The 16,846-nt window shown below is 44.4% G+C and carries 13 protein-coding genes and 1 other RNA gene; 2 read left to right on the forward strand and 12 right to left on the reverse strand.

Annotated elements, in window-relative coordinates:
- Positions 1–14 precede the first annotated feature (14 nt).
- On the forward strand, positions 15–488 hold the full coding sequence (locus tag AC1WMD_RS07360; protein WP_043904981.1) for a cytochrome c oxidase subunit II: 474 nt from the start codon (positions 15–17) through the stop codon (positions 486–488).
- Positions 485–2,134 (forward strand): b(o/a)3-type cytochrome-c oxidase subunit 1, encoded by a 1,650-nt coding sequence (locus AC1WMD_RS07365; protein WP_043904982.1) that lies wholly within the window; start codon positions 485–487, stop codon positions 2,132–2,134. The genes AC1WMD_RS07360 and AC1WMD_RS07365 overlap by 4 nt, the downstream gene beginning before the upstream one ends.
- 37 nt (positions 2,135–2,171) lie before the next feature.
- Here the strand turns inward: AC1WMD_RS07365 and AC1WMD_RS07370 are convergent, their stop codons facing one another.
- The 12 genes from AC1WMD_RS07370 to AC1WMD_RS07425 all read right to left on the reverse strand — a co-directional run bounded on the left by AC1WMD_RS07370 (position 2,172) and on the right by AC1WMD_RS07425 (position 16,795).
- Positions 2,172–3,680 carry a carboxypeptidase M32 gene (locus AC1WMD_RS07370; protein WP_043904983.1) on the reverse strand — a complete coding sequence of 503 codons (1,509 nt, stop codon included), beginning with the start codon at positions 3,678–3,680 and terminating at the stop codon, positions 2,172–2,174.
- Between the two features lie 221 nt (positions 3,681–3,901).
- Positions 3,902–5,470 carry an SSO2105 N-terminal domain-containing protein gene (locus AC1WMD_RS07375; protein ID WP_494256502.1) on the reverse strand — a complete coding sequence of 523 codons (1,569 nt, stop codon included), beginning with the start codon at positions 5,468–5,470 and terminating at the stop codon, positions 3,902–3,904.
- 286 nt (positions 5,471–5,756) lie between these two features.
- Complete coding sequence (locus tag AC1WMD_RS07380) at positions 5,757–7,697, reverse strand: ATP-dependent DNA helicase (protein ID WP_043904984.1); 1,941 nt, start codon at positions 7,695–7,697, stop codon at positions 5,757–5,759.
- A gap of 202 nt (positions 7,698–7,899) precedes the next feature.
- Entirely contained in the window at positions 7,900–8,070 is a 171-nt protein-coding gene (locus AC1WMD_RS07385) for a hypothetical protein (RefSeq protein ID WP_186003853.1), read from the reverse strand.
- A 91-nt stretch (positions 8,071–8,161) separates the two neighbouring features.
- Complete coding sequence (locus AC1WMD_RS07390) at positions 8,162–9,310, reverse strand: THUMP domain-containing class I SAM-dependent RNA methyltransferase (RefSeq protein WP_494256504.1); 1,149 nt, start codon at positions 9,308–9,310, stop codon at positions 8,162–8,164.
- Positions 9,311–9,333: 23 nt separating this feature from the next.
- A complete protein-coding gene (locus tag AC1WMD_RS07395; RefSeq protein ID WP_494256505.1) occupies positions 9,334–11,049 on the reverse strand; it encodes a putative bifunctional diguanylate cyclase/phosphodiesterase in 1,716 nt (571 codons plus the stop codon).
- Positions 11,050–11,190: 141 nt separating this feature from the next.
- Positions 11,191–11,587, reverse strand: an RNA gene (rnpB, locus tag AC1WMD_RS07400) — RNase P RNA component class B.
- A gap of 117 nt (positions 11,588–11,704) precedes the next feature.
- A complete protein-coding gene (gpsB, locus tag AC1WMD_RS07405; protein WP_043904987.1) occupies positions 11,705–12,001 on the reverse strand; it encodes a cell division regulator GpsB in 297 nt (98 codons plus the stop codon).
- 72 nt (positions 12,002–12,073) lie between these two features.
- Positions 12,074–12,616, reverse strand: a complete 543-nt coding sequence (locus AC1WMD_RS07410) for an SLOG family protein (RefSeq protein ID WP_494256507.1) — start codon at positions 12,614–12,616, stop codon at positions 12,074–12,076.
- A gap of 64 nt (positions 12,617–12,680) precedes the next feature.
- Positions 12,681–12,914, reverse strand: a complete 234-nt coding sequence (locus AC1WMD_RS07415) for a CotD family spore coat protein (protein ID WP_494256508.1) — start codon at positions 12,912–12,914, stop codon at positions 12,681–12,683.
- 303 nt (positions 12,915–13,217) lie between these two features.
- Positions 13,218–14,522 carry a ribonuclease H-like domain-containing protein gene (locus AC1WMD_RS07420; protein WP_043904989.1) on the reverse strand — a complete coding sequence of 435 codons (1,305 nt, stop codon included), beginning with the start codon at positions 14,520–14,522 and terminating at the stop codon, positions 13,218–13,220.
- Between the two features lie 5 nt (positions 14,523–14,527).
- Entirely contained in the window at positions 14,528–16,795 is a 2,268-nt protein-coding gene (locus AC1WMD_RS07425; protein WP_494256509.1) for a DEAD/DEAH box helicase, read from the reverse strand.
- Positions 16,796–16,846: the final 51 nt, after the last annotated feature.

Consider the following 16,846-nt stretch of genomic DNA (forward strand, 5'->3'; position numbering starts at 1 on the left):
GGAGGGGATATAACATGCATATGCACAAGTACGAAAAAATCTGGCTTACATTCGGAATCGGCATTCTCTTTGCATTTCTGACCATTGTCGGTGTAAGCGCCTTCGCCGAAGGCAACCAGCCGCCGAGCTGTTTGACGACGATTGATCCTGAGAAGGTAGATCAAACACCGCCGTTTAACAAACCTGGATTAGTCAAAACCGGGGATAATGAATACCAGCTAAATATTGTCGTATCTGCCTTTGCGTTTACGCCAAACCAAATTGAAATTCCAAAAGGGGCAAAAGTGACGATTAATGTGACGTCAAAAGACGTCATTCACGGCTTTGAAGTGGCTGGTACAAACATTAATATGATGGTCGAACCTGGTTATATTAACACCATTACGAAGACGTTCAATAAACCAGGCGAATATACGATTCTTTGCAATGAATATTGCGGTGCTGGTCACCATATGATGACTGGACGAATTAAGGTGGTGGAAAAATGATGAATGAAACAATGAAAGTAGACCGTCGTGATGCAAAATTAGCTTTAGCGCATATTTATGTCGCGTTTATCGCCCTTGCATTAGGAGGATTAGCCGGATTATTGCAAACGCTAGTGCGTTCCGGAAAGTTTCAGCTGCCGGCAGGCATCAGCTATTATACGATTTTAACTACACACGGTGTATTGCTTGGCCTCGTCTTAACAACATTCTTTATTATCGGATTTCAATTCGCCGCAGTAAGCCGTACGTCTGGAACGTTTTCCAACCGCGTCCGCTTTTGGGGCTGGGTCGGTTTTTGGACCATGACGATCGGCACGGCGATAACAGCGTTTTTCATTTTAACTGGGCAAGCATCGGTTCTTTATACTTTCTACGCGCCTTTGCAAGCACATGCCGGCTTTTATCTCGGCTTAACCCTTGTTGTCGTCGGCAGCTGGATCAGCGGCTTCGCGATCTTTGCCCATTATGCACGCTGGAAAAAACAGAACCATGGCAAAGCAAGCCCATTGCTTACATTTATGTCTGTTGTTAATATGATTTTATGGCTCATTTGCACGTTAGGCGTTGCTGCAACAGTGTTGTTCCAATTGCTGCCATGGTCGCTCGGCATCGTTGACCGAATAAACATTCTGGTCAGCCGGACATTGTTCTGGTATTTCGGGCACCCGCTCGTTTATTTCTGGCTACTTCCAGCTTACATGGTTTGGTACGCTGTCATTCCAAAAGTGATCGGCGGAAAAATTTTCTCTGATTCTTTAGCCCGTTTAGCGTTTATCCTGTTCCTATTTTTATCGATCCCTGTCGGATTCCACCATCAATTGCTTGAACCGGGGATTACACCGTTTTGGAAATACGTACAAGTTGTCTTAACGCTTATGGTAGTCGTTCCGTCACTAATGACGGCGTTCGCGATGTTTGCGACATTTGAAGCATACGGACGTTCGAAAGGCGCAACTGGGTTATTTGGCTGGCTTCGCAAGCTGCCTTGGGGTGATGCACGCTTTTTCGCGCCGTTTGTCGGTATGCTGTTCTTTATTCCTGCCGGTGCCGGCGGAATTGTCAATGCTTCTCACCAAATGGACCAAGTTGTCCATAATACGATTTGGGTAACAGGGCATTTCCATTTAACGATTGCCACAACGGTCGTGCTTACGTTCTTCGGCGCCGCATACTGGCTCATTCCGCATTTAAGCGGCCGCGTCATGACAAAAGCGATGAACCGCTTGGCGATTATTCAAACGGTGGTATGGGCGATCGGCATGTCGTTTATGTCCGGTTCAATGCACTTTGCCGGTTTGCTTGGTGCGCCGCGCCGTTCGGCATTCTCCACTTACGGAAACTCGCCGCAAGCGCTTGAATGGATTCCATATCAAATCGCGCAAGCGGTCGGCGGCACGATTTTATTCATCGGCATTATTTTAGTTCTTGTTATCGTCATCAACTTAGCGTTTTTCGCACCAAAAGGAGAAACAGAGTTTCCTGTCGCTGAAGCGGCAGAACCGCAAGAACGCGCTGCACTTGCGATGGAAAACTGGAAACTATGGATTGGCATTACGGTCGCGCTCATTTTGATTGCCTATACAGTGCCATTCATCGATATGATTCAAAACGCGCCGCCAGGGTCAAAAGGATATAAATTATGGTAGAACAAATTCCCTCCTCCAAACGAGGAGGGAATTTGTTTCATAATTGGTATATCGCTTTATATTTTTCTTCTAAATGACGAATAAGATAGTCGGCATTTAATCCTTCTCCCGTTGCCTCTTGCAAAATTTCCAGCGGTTTTTTCGTTTTGCCAAATTGATGGATCCGCTCTGTCAACCATTCGCGAATTGGCGTTAATTCCCCTTTTTCGAGCAGTTCATCGAAATGCGGCAAGTCTTTTAGCATCGCATGCTTGAACTGCGCTGCATACATATAGCCGAGCGCATACGACGGGAAGTAGCCGAAGCTGCCGCCAGACCAATGGACATCCTGCAGCACGCCGACCGCATCGTTATGCGGGCGAATGCCGAGATATTCTTCGTATTTATCGTTCCAAATTTCCGGCAAGTCTTTGACTTCGATCGCTCCATTGAACAGCTGCTTTTCGATTTCGTAACGAACCATAATATGTAACGGATATGTCAATTCATCGGCTTCAATGCGAATCAACGACGGCTTCGCTTCATTAATCGCCCGGTAAAACGCATCAAGAGATACACCAGAAAACTGCTCTGGAGCATATTGCTTAAGACGGGCATAGTTGCGTTTCCAATACGAGTAATGGCGAGCGATAAAGTTTTCATAAAATAACGACTGCGATTCGTGAATTCCCATCGATGTGCCCGTGCATAGCGGCGTCCCGATCAATTTCTCGGAAATGTGCTGTTCGTAAAGGGCGTGACCGCATTCATGAATCGTTCCAAAAATGGCCGTGCGAAAGTCGCGTTCGTCATACCGCGTCGTAATGCGGACATCGTTCGGATTCAGACCGATGGCAAACGGATGCACCGTTTCGTCCAACCGGCCTTTCGCAAAATCATAGCCAAGCTCCTGCAATAGCTCCAAGCTAAAAGCGCGCTGTTTTTCTTTCGAGAACGGATGGAATAAAAATGATGTTTCCGGCTGATGCGGAGATGCAACGACTTCCTGCACCAACGGAACGATGCGCTCACGCAGCTTGCCGAATACTTCATCCAACACATCGACCGTCATTCCCGGCTCATATAAGTCAAGCAATGTATTGTACGGATTGCCTTCATAACCCCAATAGTCAATAAACCGTTTATTGAATTCCACTAATTTTTCTAAATACGGACGAAACAGGGAAAAATCCGCTTTCGCTTTCGCCTCTTCCCATACGCTTTCTGCTTTCGACTGCAACACGACGTATTCCTTATACTCTTCAGCCGGAATTTTTTTATTTCGCTCGTACTCTTTTTTACATTCTTCTAACGTATGGCGGGCCACTTCCGAAAGCTGCTCATACTTATGTTTTGGCGACAATTCAGCGATAAACGCGGCCATTTCCTCCGATGTGGACATTTTAAATACTTCCTGCGAAAGCATGCCAATGACTTCCGAACGTTGCTCAATCCCTTTTTTCGGCGCCCCTGTCCGCAAGTCCCAGTACATAAGGCTGATCGCTTCATTATAACTCATCATCTTTTTGACATATTGTAAAAATTGTTGTTCTATTTTTTTGATCATGGTAGCGCCTGGTTACTAAAATCTATAAAAACCGACTCATCGCGATGGAACCAGGAAACATCGCTTGCCGCTCGGATTCTCACCGAGTTCCATCAGGAAGGGAAGCCCCTTGTCATTCACCTACTGTGAAAGACACCCCGTGGCTCGCTGTTAGCGACGGCACCTGTCGTGCACCATTCCTTCCATCGGTCAGTACACGACAACGATTTTAGCAACCAGGTCTACACCTCCCTCAGTTGAATTTGATATTGGTTCAGCCAACAACATTTGTGCAAGATATTCCATAACGACCATTCATGCTCTTGTTTGAAATTCTCGATTTTGCGTAACATCATCGCGATATATTGGCATTGTTTCTTGCCGCTTTTCGATTGCTTGTAGGATTCTTCCATCGACCCTAACGCCGCAATCAAATGGCGTTTTACTTTCGTTTTTATGATGTCCATGAGTTCTTTTGGCAATCGTTCCTGATACCCTAATCCCCGTCTGCCAATCACCAAAGCGGCGCTTTCATGGACGGATAACCCATACTTTTTCCTATACTTGAAACGTCCGATGACGCTGGTGTATGCCGGATTCACTTTTTTAATACGAAAGCCGAGCCTTAAGCCCCGACGAATGATGGTGTCAGTCAGTTTTCTCTTTTTGAAATGGTGGGTCAAGCGATTGAATCGTTTGTCCGTATCATGTTGTTGTCTTAGTTGGATGTTTTCGATGACCACTGCCCCAACATTCTCTTGAAGCAGCCAATCATACACATCACGAACGGTTTCTCCAACGATGTTGTTTCGTTTATTCGCTTTCACATATTCGAGTTCATGACAGTAAAATACTTTTGATTGAAGAAAGTTTCCTTGTTTCGAAACGATGCTTACGGCGATGCGGTCCATATTGATATCAATCCCAGCGATTCGTTCCGCTTGAATCGGTTCATCATCGGTAAGTTCCCTGCCATATACCTCTTCTTCATAGATGAGATGGACATAATATTCCCCGTTTTTGCGTTGGATTTCGACGGTATATGGTTGATATTCGATAATGGGCTTTCCTTTTGCATTCACTCCGACTGGTTCTCCCATGATGAGATCAATGCTTTCCTCTTCATATTTTTCAGGAACAGACACAGGCAGCCTCAAGCGGGGAGCGTGTTTTCCTTCTTGTTGCCCAAGTGGATTGGCGATTTCTACATAACATTGGTACGTCTTGTCGTCATAGGTGAGTCGGATATTTAAATTTCCTTTTTTGCTTTTATCGCCTCTGGCGTACAACTGATTGGAACGCAAATCTTTCCATTCTTCGTTCGTGATGTTTCCTTTCAAGCGCTTGTAAAAGTTTTGTTTTCCGCCAAAAATCACACGTGGAATCGTTCCTTGGTCGAGATGGTGCTTTAGCTCGGCTTCTTTTGATTTCAGTTTTTCTAATCGTCGGTGTAATCCGGCTAAACACGTTGGAAGATCGACTTTTTTCGGTGTTTTTCTACCATGTTGATACTCATCGATTTTCTTTTCGTTTTTTTCGATTTTCGCTTGCACATCCTCCAGCCTTATTGGAAGTAGCTCACGTTGGGAAGAAATCAGCGATTGAGCAAGCAAGACCGCATCTTCGGCAAACCGTTTGTTAAGCCGAAATGGGCGCGGAAGGTGCTGGATGATGTCTTTTGCGTTCCTTCCCTCCAGCAAACGGTTGAACGCGTATCGCTTCGCGGAACCAAAGACGCGCATCAACTCATCTAATGAACGAAGTTGCGATTCATCATGAGAAACGATTTTCATCCCCCGAACTGTTTTCATCCCCTTGCCTTCCCCCTTGTTTGGAACTTAAGAACATATATTCGCTAAATCTTCTTCATTTCCTTTTAACATGAGGAAGGGGGAGAAGATTTTTTATCAAAAGACAGGGGATGATGAAAAAGATGAAGAACATCCACCTCTCCACGCCCAATAACAGGAGATATTACATGATTTTATAGATGTTTAACAAACTGCTTATACCTTTGGTGCTTTTGGCTGCATTGATAATATTTCCATGATGAAGGGCTGTTTTCCTCTTTTTTACGATAAAAAAAGAGAGAAGAAATTATTCTTCCCTCACTAATGTCGGCAGCACTTCTTTGATAGCTTCAATCACTTTTTTACTTTCGTCATCTGTCACAAAAATGGATACGATGCCGCGGTCTTCATGGGTGCGGATTAAGCGCCCCACTCCTTGGCGCAGCCTTAGCAACATATACGGGACGTCGACACCCCAAAACGGATCTTCATACGCTTTTCGTTTCGCCTGAAAAACTGGATCGTTCGGCGGATATGGCAACGACCAAATAATGACGTTCGATAGTGACGGTCCTGGAATATCCAGGCCTTCCCATAAATGTTCGGCGCACAATATCGTTTCTTCATTCGCTTGGAACGTGGCGACAAGTTCGCTAATTTCCCGATCACCTTCAAACAAAAAGGTGAATTGCTTCTCGCCGCTCGCCGCCTCTTTAAATTGTTGCAGCTCTTGTCGTGACGGAAACAAAATAAGGGCTCGTCCTTCTGTTTCATGAATTTTTTCGAGGGCATACGCATACTTTTGCGCAAATACTGTTTCATCACTTCTAAATGTTGGCATAAAAATCGTCATTTGTTGTTCATAATCAAACGGCGAGTCGACACTGAAAGACAAATATTCATCAATGCCAAGGCTGCTCGCAATATATTGAAACGATTTGCCGCTTGATAACGTCGCCGAAGAAAATATAAATGGAATCCGCTTGCTGAACACTTTTTCGCGCAATACTTCCTGCACGGTGCGCGGCATGACGACAAGGGTAGTTTCCTGACGAGATGACTCAAGCCACGTAATGGCATCGGCATTATTCATAAATAAATCAAGCGAATATTCAATTTGATCTAAATATTCATCAACAATATTTAATTGATAGTGATCAATCGTATATGTTTCACTTTCAAACACGAGCTCGTTGCCAATCTCCATTATTTTGCCGTGCAATTGTTTTGCCAAGCGGAGCAATTTCGGCGAAAACGTAATTTCTTGACGATTGGAGCCGACTACTTCTTTTGCACATAATTTCAGCTCATCAAAAAAGCGGACGCTGATTTGCAGTGTTTCCTCAATTAAATAGGCAAGCTCTTCGCGGATATCGTTTTCTAAAAGTCTTGTTAGCAGCGTCTCGAGCGTCGTTTCTTTCATCCGGTATGTCAGCGCTTTTTGCGCGGCAAACTCGAGCAAATGCCCCTCGTCAAATACGACACAGCTCGCTTCCGGCAAAAGTGGAAGTTGTCCTTCGCGTTTGCGTGCATCATATGTCCAAACATGCTCCATGTAAAAATCATGGGAACAGACGATTAAATCGGCGGCTTTCCGGTAATACTCCCGCCATAACGTTTGTCCGCAGCGATGGCGCTTTTCGCATGTAAAACAGTCTTGAAACGGATCCCAGGCGATTTTTTTCCATTGCTCATCCGTCAAATGGGCGTACTCTTTCCGGTCTCCGTAATGATAGAACGCCTGCATTGGCTTATTTTCGTGCACAAACGCTGGAAGCTCATCATAAATTTGCTCATAAAGCTCGATATCCTCGTCATCATATGTCGTTACTTCTTCGAGTTTGTTTAGACATAAATATTGATCCGGGGACTTGGCCAGTCGCACATCAATATGCAAACCAAGCACATTCGATAATTTCGCGATATCCCCTTCTTTTTTCACCAACTGCTCAATCAGCGTCTCATCAGCGCAGGCGATAATAGCCGGCTTCCCCGTATAGCGGGCGTAACAAATCGCATACAGCAAATAGACAATCGTTTTTCCCGTGCCGACTCCCGCTTCCGCAAACATCACTTTCTTCTCGCGAAACGCCCGTTCTAGCTGGAACGCCATATAAATCTGTTCATCCCGCAGCTCAAAACCGGCTTCCGGCAGAATGTCATAAAACACATCGCCAATCCACTGGCTTAACTTATCAAAAAAATTCTCGTTTTTTTCTAATGTAAAAGGATAGCGCTCACGGCTCATCGTCTAAAAACCTCCAAAAATAATAAATAAAAAACTTCCTACTCACTACATTGTTATGTATGCATACATAAGCGCGCAACGATTTTTTGCTGCGCGCTTGCGATTTTGTAAAGTCTAACAAAATAATATTATGATTGATCGTTCTCAAGAAGTCAAATAATATAAGCCGCCGATGATCGGAGCGCAAACTTTTTTATCCGACTTATGCTTTCAACGTGCTGGATATGCGGTATGTAAACGCTTGTTTCCACATGTTTTTAGCCGCTTCAATTTGTTTTAAATGTTCGTCATCGGCATTTTGCTGCACTAAACATTCGTATGTGCGGTCAAGCGCTTTGGAAATTTTCATCCAGTCAACCGAACAATATGTCATTTTCATCCCCTTCCTGCAAAAAGTAGTTCATGATAATATCCGTATTATATGCAGAAAGGAATGTCTCTATTCATTGCCACCAGCACCTATTTTATTGACCGTTCGGTTTTTCTTTTGGCGGCCGCGGCCCCCAATATTGGTAATAATGTGTTTCGATAAAGCCGTTGAATAATTTGCGGCGCTTCGTCGCTTTTTTCCCATAATGTTTTTCAAACTCTTGATGCGCCGTCAAAATATAAATGGACCACGTATCTAAGGCAGAGAACGTTTTGCCCATGTCCCGATACATTGCTTCTACTTCCCTACGCTCGCCGAGCCGCTCGCCATACGGGGGGTTGCCGACGATCACGCCGTACTCTTTGCGCGTGCGAAAATCTTTTACTTGCATTTGCTTAAATGACACTAAATCGGCAAATCCGGCTTCCAGTGCGTTTGCCTTTGCGATTTCCACCATGCGATGGTCAATGTCAAATCCGGAAATATCGAGAGGCTGGTCATAGTTGGCCAAATCTTCCGCTTCCTCCCGCGCTCGCTCCCATGTTTTTTCGCTAATCCATCCCCATTGTTCAGATACAAAATCGCGATTAAATCCTGGCGCGATATTTTGCCCAATCAGCGCCGCTTCAATCGGAATCGTTCCCGATCCGCAAAACGGATCGACAAACGGACGGTCCGGCGTCCAATTTGTCAATTGCACAAGCGCGGCCGCCAACGTTTCTTTTAACGGCGCTTCCCCTTGGTGGACGCGATAGCCGCGTTTATGCAAACCAGCTCCGCTCGTGTCAATCGTCAGCGTAGCGATATCTTTATGAAGCGCGACTTCAATGCGGTAAAGCGGTCCGGTTTCTTCAAACCAGGAAACATGGTAATGTTTTTTTAAACTTTCCACCACCGCTTTTTTTACAATCGCCTGACAGTCTGGGACGCTAAAAAGCGTGGATTTTACCGATTTTCCGATCACCGGAAAGTTGGCATTCACCGGCAAGTAGTCCGCCCACGGCAACGCTTTTGTTTGCTCAAACAGCTCCTCAAACGTCGTCGCTTTAAATTCCCCGACTTTTAATTTCACGCGATCTGCGGTGCGCAGCCATAAATTCGCACGGCAAATCGCCAGCTCATCACCCTCGAACGTTACTTTTCCATTTTCCACTTGGCACTCATAGCCGAGGCGGCGCACCTCATCGGCAACGATCGATTCTACTCCCATCGCTGCTGTAGCGATTAAAGCAAGAGATCCCATTTTATTCCTCCTGGTTTTTATTTTCACTCTTGATGATTCCATTGATTTTGTTCATCTAAAAATTTATACAATTCGCTAATCGAAAGTGGTTTAGACAAAAAATATCCTTGTATAAAATCACAATCTTGTTTTTTCAGTGTTTTATACTGTTTTTCCGTTTCAACTCCCTCAGCAACCACTCGAATTCCTAGACTGTGTGCCATAGTAATAATGGCTGTTACAATCGCAAAATCGTCTTGATAATGAGTTAACTGCTTAATAAAACTTCGATCAATTTTTAATATATCAATTGGAAAACGATGCAAATAACTTAACGAGGAAAATCCCGTTCCAAAATCATCGATGGCAATGCTTATTCCCATTATTTTTAACATGGTGAGTTTCTCCACTGACTGTTCAGCGCGAGGCATAACGCCGCTTTCCGTCAATTCCAGCTCGATCAAACGCGGATTCACGTTTACCGATTCTATCGTTTTTTGCAATTTCTCCAAAAAATCAATTTGTTGAAAATAGATAGGAGAAATATTTATGCTCATTTTTACATAAGGATAATGCAACTGCAATTGTTTCAAATGTTCGCATGCTTGCATCATAACCCAATCGCTAATCGGCGTAATTAAACCCGATTCTTCGGCAAGCGGAATAAACATTCCTGGAGAAATAAATCCTTTTTCTGGATGGTTCCATCGTATTAGCGCCTCTACCGCACGAATTTGTTTCGTTTTTATATCTAATTGCGGCTGATAGTAAAGTTCAAATTCTCCTCTATCAAGCGCCTTCCACAATTCGGTTTCAAGTTGAAACAATTGTTTGTCGTTGCGATGCATTCCATCATGATACAAAGCGTATTGATTTCTTCCATTCTTTTTTGCTTGGCACATCGCAAGATCGGCCATGCGTATTAACGTTTCTTTATCTGTTCCGTCATATGGATAAACACTAATCCCAATGCTAGTGGATATATACACTTCTTGATGGTTAAGACAAAATGGTCTTTTCAATGATTCAACAATTTTTTCCGCCATATATACCGCTTCGCGAATATGTTTTAAATTCGGTAAAATAATGACGAATTCATCACCGCCAAACCTTGCGATCGTATCTTGTTTTCGCAACAGCCCTTTAAGACGTTGCGCCGTTTCTTTCAATAATATATCTCCCACGCGGTGGCCTAACGTATCATTAATGTTTTTGAAGCGATCTAAATCTAAAAATAATAAAGCAAATGACTGATTGTGTTTTTTGGACATTCGAATAATACTTTCTAATCGTTTTTCAAGCAAATGCCGATTCGGCACGTTTGTTAATGTATCATAAAGCGCTAGTCTCGTTAATCGCTCCATATTCCGTTTATGTTCTGTAATGTCGGAAAAAAGGGCCACATAATTTGTCACACTTCCCTTTTGGTCCTTTACCACACTAATCGTCAGCCATTCAAGATACAATTCTCCATCTTTTCGCTTATTCCATATTTCCCCTTTCCACACTCCATGTTGTTTTATATCATTCCACATTTTTTCATAGAATTGCTTATTATGCATTCCAGACTGCAAAATGCGTGGATTTTTACCAATTACTTCTTCTGCACTGTATCCGGTGATAATTTCAAATGCCGGATTGACGAATAAAATTCTATTTTGCTCATCTGTAATAATAATGCTTTCGCCAGAATATTCAAAAACATTTTTTGCAATTTCAGCAAATGTATGTATATCTATTAGTTTTTGATGATCATACAATTATTTTCTCTCCCTTTCCCTTAATCACTATCCAATTATAAAAAAATATTCATACTGTGACTATAGTCATTTTTTAAACAATGAAAAAGCTCTCCTATGCAGGAGAGCTTTTTCATTATACCATTTCCGACGTTAATAATGTTCTGTAAGCCATGTTCTGTACCTTCGTACTGCAAGCGGCTTGTCGCCTCGTACTCCGGCGGTAATCATCTATCTACAGATGGAAAAGCTCCATCTGTCCTTCCCTCCGTTCATTTCCTTCGGGAAGGTGCCCCTACCATCATTTGGGTTTCTCGCTCGTGGGGTTTACCGCGTTCCACCTCTAAGGTTTCCCTTAGAGCTACGTCACTGTGGCACTTTCAGGGTAATCGAACCATATCCCACTGGGACTTAGGTTCTTTCCCCGCCGTCAGCCCAGCATTGCGCCAGACTGCCCTAGCTTATGGTTTCGCTAGGCACGAACACTACGGGCATCTCAGCACCGTGCGAGCATGGACTTTCCTCTACGGCAATGCTGCCGCAGCGATTACCCGAACATTATTAACGTCGTTTGCACATTGTAGTATAGTTTATTTTTCAGGTTATTTCAATAGCAAATTTTTCCAATCATATGTATTTTACAATACAACACACAGTGCTTGACATTCATAAAAAATTAATCGTATAATTTATTGCCAAATACATGTTTTTCCAAATTAGATAACCGTTGCAAAATATCATAGTTCGTTGTTCCCGCTTGCGCAGACGGCCGCTTTTGCAGCTCTTCCACTTGCCGTTTCAGGCGGGCGTTTTCTTGCTGCAGCTGTTCAATTTCTTGTTGGAACGTTTCGTAATCTTTAATAATAATGTCCAAAAACTGATCGACTTCGTCTTGATTGTACCCCCGCATGCTTACTTTAAACTCTTTTTCTAAAATTTCTTTTGGCGTTAACTTAATACGACCGGCTAACATCACTTTCACCTCAATTCCACATTCCGCTATGGTCTTTACTTTATTTTTTCAGAAATCAAATCGATTGTCAATTTACGGTTCATTTATCTGCGCTTCTTCTATAATAGCTTGTAAATCGGAAAACGTAATGGGAAAAATGGCATAATTTTCTCTTCGTTTCGCAACTTCTAATATATATTTCGGGGTTCCTTCTTTTTCCTCGTCATAGACGATAAGCAAACCATCAGTTTTTCGAACGATCCATTCATTTTTCCAGCGAAACTGTGCAGGACTTTCGTATGGCCTTTTCGTAATGCTGTCGACAAAATCCGCTTGCGATACAATCCATTCATAATATTCACGGTTCATTTCATTCCATCGTTCTTCTTGATTCAAAAACGGCGTAAGAATAGCAACTTGTAATTGAGGGTATTCCACTTGTAAATCATATGCTGTTTCCGCTGCCCAAAGTTCTACCCCCAATTGCCCGCTAATAACAATCCATTCCAGTCCTTCTTCTAATAGGGAAAGTAATCGTTGGCGAATCGCTGCCTTGATATAGGAGACAGCTGGATGATTATTTGAAAAAATATTTAGCTCATACGGTTTATATCCTGTGACCGCAAGCACCCTCATTGTTCTATCCCCCTTTTCATGGCAAAAAACAGGAACCGCCTTGGCGGCTCCTGTTTCATCGGGATTAAAATCCCCATGGGAACGGAGCAGGACCAGGAAAATGGCAATGTTGGTTGGCTACTTCGTTGACAACTGACTCCGTATGCGGGAAATAATGTTGATGTTGGAAAAGATGATGGTTGACGTGTGTCGTATGCGACGGATGAATGTGTGGTACGATCGTTGCTTGGAAATGATGTTGTACACAACATATTGGCGGATGCACAATCGGTGCTAATACCTGTGGTCTGCAATACATATCCATTCTCCTTTCTTTTCATAGGCTTCTTTTTTACAATACTAGCCTATGATGAAAGGAGCGGACATGTACTAGTATAGATACCCATTTTTCCTGTCTGTCGACAATGCACGCTAACATTACGTTAAATTGGTAAAAACGACAAATGTTAAGCATATGACGATAAAAAACAAATAGAAAATTTTTTTATACATGCTCCGCATCGCTTTCTCCCCGCCATTGTTTCATTTTTATTGATTCCGATGAAATTGTACACATTTTTTGGTTTTTCTACAAGATTCGAAATAGAAAAGTAAGTTTTTTTTATTTTCTGTCACATTTTGCGCTTGCCAAGGAAATATTTTTATCATTTAATTTCCTCTTGAGGCGCTCGAGTCGTTTCGTCCACTCCGACTCTTGAGCACGGTTCCCCTGTTTATATGTTCGGAACAGCGTTTTCCATCGTTCATAGGCATTGGTAGCGTAGCGATAAGCTTCGTAAACATCGCGAAAATAATGTTCGTACGCCTTGGCCAGCTCCAATCCGGCTTTTATCTTCCATGTATCGCTTCCATGCTCCCATAGCTCCAACCAAATCGCTGCGGCCTCTTCGTACTGCTTTTCTTTTTTATGTAGAAGCGACAGCTGCCATTTTGCCTGCCACGCTTCTTTTGTTTCTTTTTCGGTGACATGATGATACACTTGCTTGGCGGCAGCGGTTTCTCCCAATGATTCTAGCCAGCGCGCCGTTTCTAGCTGCTCGAGCGCATCGTCTAGCTCTTCGGCGTCCAATAACTGATTGGATAAATGAATATAAAGACAAATTAACGATAAAATATCACGCTCGTTATGCTGAAACACCGGAAAAATGCGGTCTGGATGCGGCGTAGACAGGAAATCGGCATACATCATCGGCGCCAAAAAGCCGGGGACATCTTCTTTCCGCTCCACTTGCAATATTTCTTTTTCTACCTCAGAAAGGCGAACCGATTCGAGTTTTTGTTTCCACATTCTCCTTGAGGCATGATATAAATCGAAATGACCGAACGCCGGCAGTTTTGGAACGGCATCGCGAATCAGCGTATGGCGCGTTTTTACTTTCGGCCAATCGAACGCTTTCCCGTTATATGTAACGAGTGTTGTATAATCGACTTCCGATAGGAAACTTTGGTACAAAGCCACTTCCGCCCCCGGGTGCGGCAAAAAATGTTGCCGAACGACAACCCGGTCGGCATACACGCGGGCATGGCCGAGCAAAAAAATGACATGTCCTGTTCCGCTGCTAAGCCCGGTCGTTTCCGTATCAAAGAAAAACAAATCGCTCGCTGCAAATCCTTTGCAAGAAAGTGGATGGGCAAAAGGAGCAGACTGCCACCGCTGATGGACATGATGCAATTCTCCAAGCTGGTAGCGTCCGTGCCGATAATCGAGCGGGTATACCACTTCGCGAATGAGGCAGTAATCCTCTTCAAAAAAGAACGGCTGCACTTGTTTGTTTCGCCATTCATCCAAAAACGGAATTTCCAAGCTGTGCTGCCCTAGAGCGGAGGAGTCTGCTTGTTCGGAAGCGACGCTGTGGCGGGATGCCAGCTGCTCCTTCCATCTCGCTAGTTTTTGCTTCATTGACATCATGTTCATCCTTTCTCATTGGCCAGCAATTGTCGCAAAAAGGCAATGATGCGCTGTTTCGCCAAACGGTGCTGTCCCTCGACAATGCCGATGCAAGAAGGACAGCCGCTTTTACACGGGCAGTTTTCCACCCATTGCTTCACTTTTTCCATCATTTCATCATACCGTTCAAAAACGGCTTCCGATAAACCGACCCCGCCCGGATAACGGTCATAAATAAAAATCGTCGGCCTTCCCGAATGCGGTGCTTTTATTTGCGGTACAACATAAATATCCGACCGGTCACACATGACAAACATTGGAACAAGATGACGGAGAACATTCGCTATGCCAATCAAGGCTTGTTCAAGCAGCGGCGCGTCGAGGCCAGACAGCTCATCTCCCAGTTCGATCCATGTCGCCGATGTATGCAATTCTTCTTCCGGCAAATGAATCGGTCCAGAACCAATGTTTTCAAATGTCGATAATTTAATTTTTTTAAAGATCGTCGCCATCGCCCTTACAGAGACATCGCCATAATGCAGGCTTAACTGCTGCCTTTGCTCGCTGCGGTCTTCTTCTAGAACATGAAGCTGCACCGCTAAATTCGCATCCGTAAAATATTCTACGCTCACTTCGCGGACATATGCCTTCTTTTCTTCCCAATCGAGCTTCTCTACTTGGTATTGCACTCCTTCATGAAGATAAATCGCTTCCTCATGCAGCAGCGTCATTGCGCTGAAACGGTCCATTTCGCCGATGACGCGATGGTTCGCTGTTTCAGAAATATCGATAATGACAACATTTTCCTGTGAAGCGGAGCGCAGGCTGATATTATGGGCCGGAAATGCATCGTTCATCCAATACCATTTACCGGCGCGGTAGTGCAGGACTTTTTGCTCTGTTAAAAACTCTAGCACTTCTTCCACTTCGAGGTCGCCAAACTTTTCTCCCTTTCGGAAAGGAAGTTCATATGCTGCACATTTGAGATGATCGACGAGAATCAGCATGTTATCTGGGTTGATGCGAGCCGTCTCCGGAGAGCGGTCAAAGAAATATTCCGGATGCTGCACAATGTACTGGTCAATCGGATTAGAGCTCGCCACCATTATGACGACGGAATCGCCATGGCGCCTTCCCGCCCGTCCGGCCTGCTGCCACGTGCTTGCCACAGTGCCGGGGTACCCGGTCATGATGCATACTTGCAGCTGGCCGATATCCACACCAAGCTCGAGCGCATTCGTACTCACCACCCCGATAATTTCCCCGCTGCGCAACCCTTTTTCGATCTCCCGTCTTTCTTTCGGCAAATAGCCGCCGCGATAGCCGCGAATCGTCTTCGGTCCCAACCGGTCTTTTACGAGCGTCTGCAAATGGCTTAAAATCAACTCGACGCGCACGCGGCTGCGGGCAAAAACAATCGTTTGAATGCCGTTTTCCAAAAACTGTTTCGCCAACCGGTTCACTTCGGCGGTTGCGCTTGCACGGATGTTAAAAGAGGAATGGACTACCGGGGGATTATAAAAAACAAAATGTTTTCTTCCCCGCGGCGCTCCGTTGTTATTAATTAATGTCATGGATTCTCCCGTCAAATGTTCGGCCAGTTCTTTCGGATTGGCAATCGTTGCCGATGTGCAAATAAAGATCGGCTTGCTTCCGTAAAACGAACAAATGCGCTTTAAGCGGCGGATGACGTTGGCGACATGACTGCCAAACACGCCGCGATATGTATGGAGCTCGTCGATGACAACATAGCGCAAGTTTTCAAATAAAGATACCCATTTCGTATGGTGCGGCAAAATTGCCGAATGAAGCATATCGGGATTGGTAATGACAATATGGCCCGCCTGGCGGATTTTTTGGCGAATGCCTGGGGCGGTATCGCCATCATACGTATAGCTATAAATCGGCACACCCATTTCCTCGATGATTTCGTGCAATTCGCTTTTTTGGTCCTGGGCGAGCGCTTTGGTCGGAAATAAGTAAAGTGCGCGGCTATGTTCCGCTTCGGCAATCGCCTGCAATACAGGCAAATTGTAGCAAAGCGTTTTCCCGGAAGCCGTCGGCGTCACGGCGACAATATGCTCGCCGTTTCGCACTGCTTCGTACGCTGCCGCCTGGTGGGTGTAAAGCGAAGCAATGCCGCGCTTCTCAAGCGCCACTTTGAGGCGCGCGTCAAGGCTATCTGGCATTGGAACCGTATTGGCTTCCCGCGGCTCAATTTCATGCCAATACACGACATTAGGATCTTTGCGCAATTGTTCGATCAATTCATGTAGGTTCTTTTTCTTCATCCATGCTCACCTCAACGATTTCACTTCTATTATTTTAATAGAAACGATGAG

The organism is Parageobacillus sp. NEAU-HV-2, assembly GCF_059115485.1.

Excerpts from the sequence above, each read along its gene's own strand:
- AC1WMD_RS07365 (WP_043904982.1), top strand. The coding sequence starts at position 485 with ATGATGAATGAAACAATGAAAGTAGACCGTCGTGATGCAAAATTAGCT.
- AC1WMD_RS07410 (WP_494256507.1), bottom strand. The coding sequence starts at position 12,616 with ATGAGGGTGCTTGCGGTCACAGGATATAAACCGTATGAGCTAAATATT.
- AC1WMD_RS07360 (WP_043904981.1), top strand. The coding sequence starts at position 15 with ATGCATATGCACAAGTACGAAAAAATCTGGCTTACATTCGGAATCGGC.
- AC1WMD_RS07380 (WP_043904984.1), bottom strand. The coding sequence starts at position 7,697 with ATGAGCCGTGAGCGCTATCCTTTTACATTAGAAAAAAACGAGAATTTT.
- AC1WMD_RS07390 (WP_494256504.1), bottom strand. The coding sequence starts at position 9,310 with ATGGGATCTCTTGCTTTAATCGCTACAGCAGCGATGGGAGTAGAATCG.
- AC1WMD_RS07375 (WP_494256502.1), bottom strand. The coding sequence starts at position 5,470 with ATGAAAACAGTTCGGGGGATGAAAATCGTTTCTCATGATGAATCGCAA.
- AC1WMD_RS07425 (WP_494256509.1), bottom strand. The coding sequence starts at position 16,795 with ATGAAGAAAAAGAACCTACATGAATTGATCGAACAATTGCGCAAAGAT.
- AC1WMD_RS07415 (WP_494256508.1), bottom strand. The coding sequence starts at position 12,914 with ATGTATTGCAGACCACAGGTATTAGCACCGATTGTGCATCCGCCAATA.
- gpsB (WP_043904987.1), bottom strand. The coding sequence starts at position 12,001 with ATGTTAGCCGGTCGTATTAAGTTAACGCCAAAAGAAATTTTAGAAAAA.
- AC1WMD_RS07385 (WP_186003853.1), bottom strand. The coding sequence starts at position 8,070 with ATGACATATTGTTCGGTTGACTGGATGAAAATTTCCAAAGCGCTTGAC.
- AC1WMD_RS07370 (WP_043904983.1), bottom strand. The coding sequence starts at position 3,680 with ATGATCAAAAAAATAGAACAACAATTTTTACAATATGTCAAAAAGATG.
- AC1WMD_RS07420 (WP_043904989.1), bottom strand. The coding sequence starts at position 14,522 with ATGTCAATGAAGCAAAAACTAGCGAGATGGAAGGAGCAGCTGGCATCC.